Origin of the sequence: Sphingobium quisquiliarum P25 (genome assembly GCF_000445065.1) — a bacterium.
Taxonomy (GTDB): Bacteria; Pseudomonadota; Alphaproteobacteria; order Sphingomonadales; family Sphingomonadaceae; genus Sphingobium; species Sphingobium quisquiliarum.
In genome coordinates, this window is sequence record NZ_ATHO01000082.1 from 1 (window position 1) to 9298 (window position 9298).

At 65.6% G+C, this 9298-nt stretch carries 7 protein-coding genes and 1 pseudogene; 1 reads left to right on the forward strand and 7 read right to left on the reverse strand.

Annotated features, from left to right (window positions below; genetic code table 11):
- A pseudogene (locus L288_RS31800) lies at nt 1-473 on the reverse strand (helix-turn-helix domain-containing protein); the annotation flags it as partial.
- Between the two features lie 110 nt (nt 474-583).
- Between L288_RS31800 and pobA the strand changes: the two are divergent.
- Entirely contained in the window at nt 584-1753 is a 1170-nt protein-coding gene (pobA, locus tag L288_RS31805) for a 4-hydroxybenzoate 3-monooxygenase (RefSeq protein ID WP_021238262.1), read from the forward strand.
- A gap of 46 nt (nt 1754-1799) precedes the next feature.
- Here the strand turns inward: pobA and L288_RS31810 are convergent, their stop codons facing one another.
- From L288_RS31810 to L288_RS31835, 6 genes are all read right to left on the reverse strand, one after another.
- Nucleotides 1800-3110, reverse strand: coding sequence for an MFS transporter (locus L288_RS31810; protein ID WP_021238263.1), 1311 nt, complete (start codon nt 3108-3110; stop codon nt 1800-1802).
- A 47-nt stretch (nt 3111-3157) separates the two neighbouring features.
- Nucleotides 3158-3718 carry a DUF3237 domain-containing protein gene (locus L288_RS31815; RefSeq protein WP_021238264.1) on the reverse strand — a complete coding sequence of 187 codons (561 nt, stop codon included), beginning with the start codon at nt 3716-3718 and terminating at the stop codon, nt 3158-3160.
- Nucleotides 3715-4605 carry an amidohydrolase family protein gene (locus L288_RS31820; RefSeq protein WP_021238265.1) on the reverse strand — a complete coding sequence of 297 codons (891 nt, stop codon included), beginning with the start codon at nt 4603-4605 and terminating at the stop codon, nt 3715-3717. The genes L288_RS31815 and L288_RS31820 overlap by 4 nt, the downstream gene beginning before the upstream one ends.
- A gap of 99 nt (nt 4606-4704) precedes the next feature.
- Nucleotides 4705-6852: an acetate--CoA ligase family protein gene (locus tag L288_RS31825; RefSeq protein ID WP_021238266.1), complete on the reverse strand. Its 2148-nt coding sequence runs from the start codon at nt 6850-6852 to the stop codon at nt 4705-4707.
- 203 nt (nt 6853-7055) lie between these two features.
- On the reverse strand, nt 7056-7916 hold the full coding sequence (locus tag L288_RS31830; RefSeq protein ID WP_021238267.1) for a p-hydroxycinnamoyl CoA hydratase/lyase: 861 nt from the start codon (nt 7914-7916) through the stop codon (nt 7056-7058).
- 122 nt (nt 7917-8038) lie between these two features.
- Nucleotides 8039-9298, reverse strand: a 1260-nt coding sequence (locus L288_RS31835; protein ID WP_021238268.1) for an aldehyde dehydrogenase, incomplete at its 5' end; no start/stop codon positions are given.

The following is a 9298-nucleotide window of genomic DNA, read 5'->3' on the forward strand; positions in this document are numbered from 1 at the left end:
AGCGCTTCGACCGCGGCGCGGCGGCCGGGGCCGGACCAGGCGAGTTCCTGCCCCAGACGCTCGATCGCCGTTTCCATTTCCTGAAGGTCGCCGCCCGGCACGGGCACGGCGCGGGGCGTCTGGAACAGGGGCTGGAGTTCGGCGTCGCGGTCCAGCAGAAGCTGAAGATAGCTGCCCGCGATGGTCGTCACCCAGCCGCGGGATTCGCGGTGCCAGACGAAACCATGGATGATGCCCGCCGGGATGATCAGCAGGCACGGCGTGTCGAAGGCGACCGCGCCGCCATCCGCGCGCATCGATCCGCCCCCTTCCGCGATCAGGATCATATGGTTGAGGTCGCGATGGACATGCGGCTGGATCGTCCACTCGCTGGGCCGGGAGCGGTCGTCCAGGCTTTCGACATGGACAAAGCCTTCCTCCACCCCGCGCTGGGGCTCTCCATAGAGATAGAAGGTTGGAACGGGTGCGGTCATGGCCACCTGAAAAGCTGCCGGATCGTCCAACTTATACGCCGGTAGCGCCATGTCCGGCAAGCAGCGCTTGCGCCAAGATGCTCCGCATAGTGAGCGGAGAGGAGACATTCATGAAAACGCAGATCGCCATCGTCGGCGCGGGACCGTCAGGATTGTTGCTGGGTCACTTGCTGCGCGCCGAAGGACTGGACGTCGTGGTGGTGGAACGCGCGTCCGCCGATTATGTGTTGGGACGCATCCGCGCGGGCGTTCTGGAACGCACGACCACGGACCTGATGGACCGGCTGGGCCTGGGCGAGCGGATGCACCGCGAAGGGTTGCCGCATGACGGTTTCAACCTGGCCGATGGCGAGCGGCTGATCCGCATCGATATCAAGGCGCTGACGGGGAAGCAGGTGATGGTCTACGGCCAGACCGAATTGACCCGCGACCTGATGGATGCGGCGCCCGGACGCGACTTGCAGGTGATCTACGAGGCGGGCGACGTGACGCTGCACGATGTCGAAGGGGATGCGCCTTACCTCACCTATGTGAAGGACGGAAAGGCGGAGCGCATCGACGCGCAGTTCATCTGCGGCTGCGACGGTTTTCACGGACCCTCGCGCCAGGCGTTCCCGGCATCGGTGGCGCGGGCTTATGAGAAGGTGTATCCCTTCGGCTGGCTCGGCATCCTGGCCGATGTGCCGCCGTGCAACCATGAACTGATCTACGCCAATCATGAAAATGGCTTCGCGCTGGCGTCGATGCGGTCGGAAACGCGCAGCCGCTATTATATCCAGGTCCCGCTGGACGAGAAGGTGGAGGATTGGCCCGACGACCGGCTGTGGGACGAACTGGCGGTGCGGCTTGGGCCGGAGGCTGGCGCGCGCATCACGCGCGGTCCGGCGCTGGAAAAGTCGATCGCGCCGCTGCGGTCCTTCGTGTTCGAACCGATGCGGCACGGGCGGCTGATGCTGGCGGGCGACAGCGCCCATATCGTGCCGCCGACCGGAGCCAAGGGCCTGAACCTCGCGGCGTCGGACGTCTATTATCTGTCCGAAGCGCTGACCGGCTATTTCCGGCGCGGCGATAATGACGGGATCGCGGGCTATTCGGACCGGGCGCTGGCGCGCATCTGGAAGTCGGAACGCTTTTCCTGGCAGCTGACGATGCTGATGCATCGCTTCCCCAGCAACGATCCCTTCGACCGGCGCATGCAGGTGGCGGATCTGGACTATATCGCATCTTCCGTGGCGGCGCAGACGACCATCGCGGAGAATTATGTGGGGCTGCCGCTGTAAGCCCGACAGTGTTCCTGCCTTAGCAGGAGCAGGTTGCGCCAATATCCTACCTCACCGCCGCCGGGCGAAGCATCAGCAGCGCGGCGGCGGCGAAGAGGGAGCCGCAGCCCATCACCAGGGCGACCAGCGGCAGACCGAAATTCAGGCTGAACAGCAATCCGGCGATGATCGGCCCCAGCGCCGCGCCGCCCCGGCCGATACCGATCACGACGCCGGTGCCGCCGCCCCGCACGGATGTGGGGAAGGATTGGGCGATGATCGCATAAAGGCCGACCACGGCCGCATTGGTGAAGAAACCGGCGGCGGCGGCGACCAGCGCCAGCCCGGACAGGCTGGACTGGCCCTGACCGAACAGCGTCACCATCACGGCCGATATCAGCATGGCGGCGATCACCAGGACCCGGACGGGAATGCGCCAGCTCAGCATGCTGAGCAGCAGCGCCCCTCCAAGCCCGCCGACATTGGCCCAGACCAGCACGCCGCCCGCCGCCGAAGGAGCAAAGCCCATGTCCACGACGATCTTGGGCACCCATTTCAGGATGAAATAGAAGGTCATGATATGGGCGAAATAGGATGCCGTGAGCAGGAGCGTGATCCGCAGCAGGCCGGGGGAAAAGAGGGCGGCGAAGGAGGCTTTGGGCGCGGCGGCATCCGGCGGGGAAAGCGCGTCCACGGCGCTGTGACCCATGCGGACGAGCAGCGCATTCACCTTCGCCAGCACATTTTGCGGCCGCTTTTGCAGCAGGAAGCCAATGGATTCAGGCAGCAGGAAGAATGCCAGCGGCAGGAAGATGCCAGTGACGATCGCCCCGAACAGGAAGACGTCGCGCCATCCGCCCGCCACCAGCAGCATGGAGGCGATCGACCCGCCCAGGATCGCGCCGATCGGATAGCCCGCCGCCATCAGGGCCACGGCCAGGCTGCGGGTGCGGACATTGGCGAGTTCCGCGACCATGGCGTTGGTGCAGGCCAGCATGCCGCCGATGCCAAGGCCGGTGACCAGCCGCACGGCCGACAGCGACACGACGCTGTTGGAAAAGGTCGCCGCCAGCATGCCGCTCGCCATGACGATCAGGCAAAGGAGGATGGTTGGCCGCCGTCCGATCCGGTCTGCCAGATTGCCCAGCAGCACCGATCCCCCCGCCATGCCGATCAGCTCCATCGACAGGACGATGCCCAGGGCCGCACGATCGACGCCCCATTCGGCGGCGATGCCGGGAGAGGCGAAACTGATCGCCAGCACGTCGAACCCGTCGAGCGCGTTCAGCAGGATGCAGAGGATGATCGCCGCGATCTGCATTCGCCCCAATGGGGCCTCATCCAGAAGGCGCCTGATGTCCGTGCCGTTCGAAGCCATCCCTCAATCCCATCCCTGTTTTGATATTTCTTCAGCTCACCGAGAATTTAGCTCACCGCGAAAAAGTCCAGCCGCACATGATCGCGATAGCGCCCGCCGGTGCACACGAAGACGGTCCGCCCCAGCCAGGCGTGGGGACCCTCGCTCGCCACTTCGAAACGGGGCGTGGCGCGGAAATAATAGAGCGCCGGGTCGACCTCCTCACCCGCGGCGATGCGCGCCAGGACGGGCGCGGGGCCGTGGCGGTAGCCTGGGTTGATGACTGAAATGATCGCGCCGTCGCTCGCCTCTATCGAATAGCGGGCGAGGATGTCGGCGGTGCCGTCCGGGCGGATCGATTGCCAGTCCGCGCCGCCGGGCAGCACCTTGCCCGTAAGGCGCGGGCCTTCCACCGTGCCGCCTGTGATGGGGATGACACGCTTGCGCACGCCATCAACAAGGCCCAGTTCCTGCGGCGGGGCGATGAGCACGCGCAGCCGCATCGCCAGCGTCAGCTTCGGCACGGCGAGCGCCGGGGGCTCCGCGGCGGCGGCCGATGTGGCGGTGCTGGCGAGCGCGATGCCGGGGATCGCCTTCAACAGCTCACGGCGTTCCACCGGGTTCGTCACGCGTCATCCTTTCCAAACAGCAGGTTCAGGGCATTGTCCCGCAGGACCGGGTCGCGCAGATGCGGCTTGAATCCGGCCTCATCGAAAGCGGCGATCCATTTGCCGGGCGGGATCAGGGGGAAATCGGACCCGAACAGAAATTTATGGCCAAGCTGGCCATTGGCGTAGCGGATGATCTGTTCGGGGAAATAGCGCGGGCTCCAGCCGCTCAGGTCGATGAAGATGTTGGGCTTGTGCAGCGCCATGGACAGGGACTCGTCCGTCCATGGCCAGCCGGGATGGGCGAGGATGATCTTCATGTCCGGGAAATCGACCGCGACATCGTCTATCAGCATCGGCTGGCCATATTTCAGGCGGATGCCGCCGCCTGCGGGCATGCCGCTGCCCATCCCGCTATGGCCGGTGTGGAAGATGACCGGCAGCTTGTAATGGTCGATCACCTCATAAAGCGGCCAGGCCATGCGGCCGCCGGGATCGAAATTCTGGATCGGCGGGTGGAATTTGAAGCCGCGCACGCCGTGATTTTCGATGAGGTCGCGCGCTTCCATCGCGCCGCGCTTGCCCTTGTGCGGGTCGATCGAGGCGAAGGCGATCATGATGTCGCTATTGTCGGCGGCGGCCTGCGCTATCTCCTCATTGCGGATGCGCTTGATGCCCGTGCCTGCCTCCATGTCCACGGTGAACATGACGAAGCCGATCTGCCGCTCGCGGTAGTAAGCGATTGTTTCGGGGATGGTCGGGCGGCGGCGCGGCGCCTTGAAATAGTGCGTGGCGGCGTCGGCGAATTCGCCGAAGATCGGGTCTTCGGGGTCATGGCAGCTTACCTCGGCGTGGACATGAATGTCGATCGCCTTGAGCTTTGCGAAGGCCTCGCGCGCCGCTGCCATGATCCCTCCCAATGTTAGACTCCCGTTCGCTTCGAGCGAAGTCGAGAAGCGCTGCATGACGTGTCCCGGCTGCGCTCGTCACGAACGGGGTAAGTGCAATTATACCTTCGCCGTCAGCATGAGGGCGTCGAGCGCGATCGCGCCTTTTCCTTCAGGATAGACGATGACGGGGTTGAGGTCGATCTCGCGGATCGCGGGTTCGGCGATCAGCACCCGGCCCAGGGTCGCGATGATCTTCGCCACCGCTTCAACGTCGAGCGCGGGGGAGCCCCGGAAGCCGCGCAGCAATGCGGACTGTTTGAGCTTGTGCAGTTCGGCCGTGATCGCATCGATCGTGAGATCGGGCGTGAGCAGGCGCACATCTTGCAGGATTTCTGCCGTGACGCCGCCGAAGCCCGCTAGGATCACCGGCCCCCATTCGGGATCGCTTTTCGCACCGATGATGAGTTCGACCCCGCGCTCGCCCATGCCCTCCAGCAACGCGCCGTCCAGCGTCAGAGCGGCGTCATAGGCCGACACATTGGCGTAGAGGCGGTCCCACCCGGCCCGCAATTCGTCCGCGTCGCTCAGGTTGAGGACGACGCCGCCCGCGTCGCTCTTGTGGTTGAGGCGGGCGGATTGCGCCTTGAGAGCGACGGGGTAGCCGATCTGTCCGGCGGCGGTCAGCGCTTCCTCGACGCTGGTGCAGAATGCGCCCCTGGGGAAGGGGATGCCAAGGGGACCCAGGATCTGCTTGGCGCGATATTCCGGGACGACGCCGCCCGCCTGCGGCAGGCCCGGCGCGGGCAGAGGCGAGCTGTCGCCTTCGGAGAAATCGCGGCGAGCGTGCTCGTTAAGGCGTTTCAGCGCCCGCAGCGTGCGTTCGGTCGAGGGGAAATAGGGGATGCCGTCGGCGCGCAGCTGATCGATATAGGCGGCGGTAATGTCCGCGCCTTCATCGAGCCCGGCGAAGATGACGGGCTTTTGCGGCTTCAGTTCCTCGACAGCGCGCAGGATCGGCGGAAGCTTGATCGCGGCGGTGACCGGATCATTCTGAATGATGCCGACGACCACGCTGCCGAAACGGTCGTCGCCGAACAGCGCGGCAAGGGTGCGGTAGTAGAGGTCGGGTTCGACCAGCCCCTGCGCCGTCATGTCGAGCGGGTTGGAAACGCCCACGAAATCGGGAAGCGCCGCGCGCAGGGCGGGGGCGCTCTCGTCATCCACCTTTGGCAGGTCGAGGTCCAGATCCTCGCACAGGTCAAGGGTCAGCGCCTTGAATGCGCCGGATTCGCCTAGCACCGCGACGCCGCCCGCCGGGATGGCGGGGCAGCGCAGGGCGATTTCGGCGATGTCGCCAAGCTCCTCCAGCGTTTCGGCGAAGATGGCGCCCGCGCGCGCGACCTTGGCGCGCATCAACTGATAATCGCCCGCCATCGCGCCGGTGTGGGTCGCGGCGGACTCGCGCGCGGCACTCGACTTGCCGGGGTGGAGGAGGACGATGGTCTTGCCCAGCGCCCGCGCGCGGCGGGCGGCGGCCAGGAAGCGCCGGGGCTTGCGAAACTGCTCCACGATCATGGCGATGACCCGGGTGGAGGCGTCCTCCAGCAGATATTCGACATAATCCTCGACCCCGGATGCTGCTTCGTTGCCGGTGGAGACGGAGAAGCTGAGGTCAAGGTCGCGGCTCGCCAGCACGGTGGAAAGCACGCAGGCCATCGCCCCGCTCTGCGACACGATGCCGATGCCAGCGCCGCCCTTCAGCGGCTTGACGCTGGTTTCCACGAAGGTCAGCGGGACGCGGTCGATGAAGTTGGTCATGCCAAGGCAGTTGGGGCCTTCGATGACCATGCCGCTTTCCGCCGCGATGCGGCCGATCTCGCGCTGTTCGGCGAGGCCCTCTTCACCACCTTCCGCGAAACCGGCGGAAAAGATGATGGCGGAGCCGACCTTGCGCGCGGCAAGGCCCCTGATCGTATCGAGCACGGCCGCGCGGGGAATGGCGAGGACGGCGGCGTCCACGCCCTCCGGCAAGGCATCCACCGAGGGAAGGCAGGGCCGCCCGGCAATCTCCGCCCGCTTGGGGTTGATGAGGTGAATGCCGCCGGCAAAGCCGTTCCGGTCGAGGTTGGCCAGCACCGATGCGCCCAGCGCGCCGGGCTTGTCCGATGCCCCCACGATCACCACGGACCGGGGACGCAGCAGCCGGTCCAGGGAATGACCGGCTGCGCCTGCTGCGGGAGAGGCTGTGATGGTTTCGACCGTCATGGCTGTCAGGCTTTCGAAATGGGGGTTGTGCGATGACCTGATGTCCCCGTTCGCCCTGTTCCACCGAGCCACTTTTCTCGGTGGAATGTCGAAGGGCTCTGCTGAGGCAAAGCCGAAGCGCTTCGCCATTGGCTCAGCGGAAGGCTTCGACAAGCTCAGCCCGAACGGGGCAGGGGGTCATTACTCCGAGGATGAAGGGACCGTCAGGCGTTCTGCCTGGACTTGTCGTATGCGCCGAGGCCCGGCTTGTACGTCTTGTCGTCGATGAACTGCTTGATGCCTTCCTTGCGGCCTTCATTGTCGAAGCTGTTGGCTGCTTCCTGCGCGCGGACCAGATAGTCTTCGGCATTGTCATAGGTCATTTCGCGGACGCGGCGGATGGCGTCCTTCGTCGCCTTGAGCGCGACCGGGTTCTTGGTCAGCAGCACATTGGCGACTTCCGTCACCCGTTCCTTGAGCCGGGCGAGGGGGATCGCTTCATTAACGAAGCCCCATTCGGCGGCCTTACGCCCGTCGATATTCTCGCCCATCAACGAATGATACATGGCGTTGCGGAAGCTCGTCAGTTCCACCGCGACCTTGGCCGCGCCGCCGCCGGGCAGGATGCCCCAGTTGATTTCGGACAGGCCGAACTGCGCCTCTTCCGCCGCGAAGGCGAGGTCGCAGGCGAACAGCGGACCATAGCCGCCGCCGAAGCACCAGCCGTTGACCATGGCGATGGTCGGTTTCTGATACCAGCGCAGGCGCCGCCACCAGCCATAGCTTTCCCGCTGCGCGCTGCGCGTGCCTTTCAGGCCCTGCGCTTCGGTTTCGCGGAAATATTCCTTAAGGTCCATGCCCGCCGTCCAGGCCGTGCCTTCGCCGGTCAGGACGAGCACGCCCACATCGTCGCGATACTCCAGCTCATCGAGCACGCGCATCATCTGGCGGTTGAGGCGCGGCGACATGCAGTTGCGCTTGTCCGGGCGATTGAGGCTGACCCAGGCGATGCCGTTTTCGACGGTGAAGGCGACGGTTTCCAGTTCGGTCTGCTCGACGCCTTCGACTTGGAGGATGTTGGTCATGATTGCGGTCCTTCAATGAGAATATCGTCATGCCGGACTTGATCCGGCATCCCGCTGCCTTTGCTCGATGGGGGCGAGGAAGCGGGACCCCGGACCAGGTCCGGGGTGACGGAACGGGTAAGCTAAATCGGATAGTGACCCGGCTCGGTCTCGATCGTGATCCAGCGCAGTTCGGTGAAACTGTCGATCCCGGCCTTGCCGCCGAACTTGCCGTAGCCCGATGCCTTGACGCCGCCGAAGGGCATCTGTGCCTCGTCATGGACGGTCGGGCCGTTCACATGGCAGATGCCGGACTGGATCTGCCGCGCGACGCGCAGGCCGCGCGCCGTGTCGCGGGTGAAGACGGAGGCGGAGAGGCCATATTCGGTGTCGTTGGCCAGTTCGATCGCATGAGCCTCGTCGCGGGCGCGGATGATGCCGACGACCGGGCCGAAGCTTTCGTCGCGGAACAGCTTCATCGCGGGCGTCACATTGTCGATGACATGGGCAGGCATCAGCACGCCATTGGCATCGCCGCCGGTAAGCTGCGTCGCGCCCGCCGCCAGCGCGTCATCGATCAGCGAGCGGACATGGTCCACCGTTCTGGTATCCACGACCGCGCCCAGCGGCGTCTTGCCCTCACGCGGGTCGCCCACGGCCATGGAGCCGGCCTTCGCCTTGAACCTTTCAGCGAAGGCGTCGGCGATCGCATCCACCACGATGATGCGCTCGGTCGACATGCAGATCTGGCCCTGGTTCATGAAGGCGCCGAACGCCGCGGCCTTGACCGCTTCGTCCAGATCGGCGTCGTCCAGCACGATCATCGGCGCCTTGCCGCCCAGTTCGAGCAGGACGGGCTTGAGATTTTCCGCGCAGCGCCTGGCGATGATCTTGCCCACGGCGGTGGAGCCGGTGAAGTTGACGCGGCGGACGGCGGGATGGTCGATCATCGCGCCCACAATCTCTCCGGCATCCTGCGGCGCGTTGGTGACGAGGTTGACGATGCCGCCGCCAAGGCCCGCTTCCACGAACGCCTCGATGATGAGGCCATGGGTGCGCGGGCACTGTTCCGACGCCTTCAGGACCACGGTGTTGCCGCAGGCGAGCGGCACGGCGATGGCGCGGGTGGCGAGGATGATCGGCGCATTCCACGGGGCCATGGACAGCACGACCCCGGCGGGCTCGCGGATGGCCATGGAAATGCAGCCGGGCTTGTCGGACGGGATCACCTCTCCGCCGATCTGGGTGGTGATGCTGGCGGCTTCGCGCACGATCGCGCTCGCCAGCATCAGGTTGAAGCGCGCCCAGCCCTCGGTCGCGCCGATTTCTTCCATCATGGCGCTGATGAAATCAGGCGCCTTGGCGTCGAGCGCGTCGGCGGCCTTCAACAGCGCGGCCCGGCG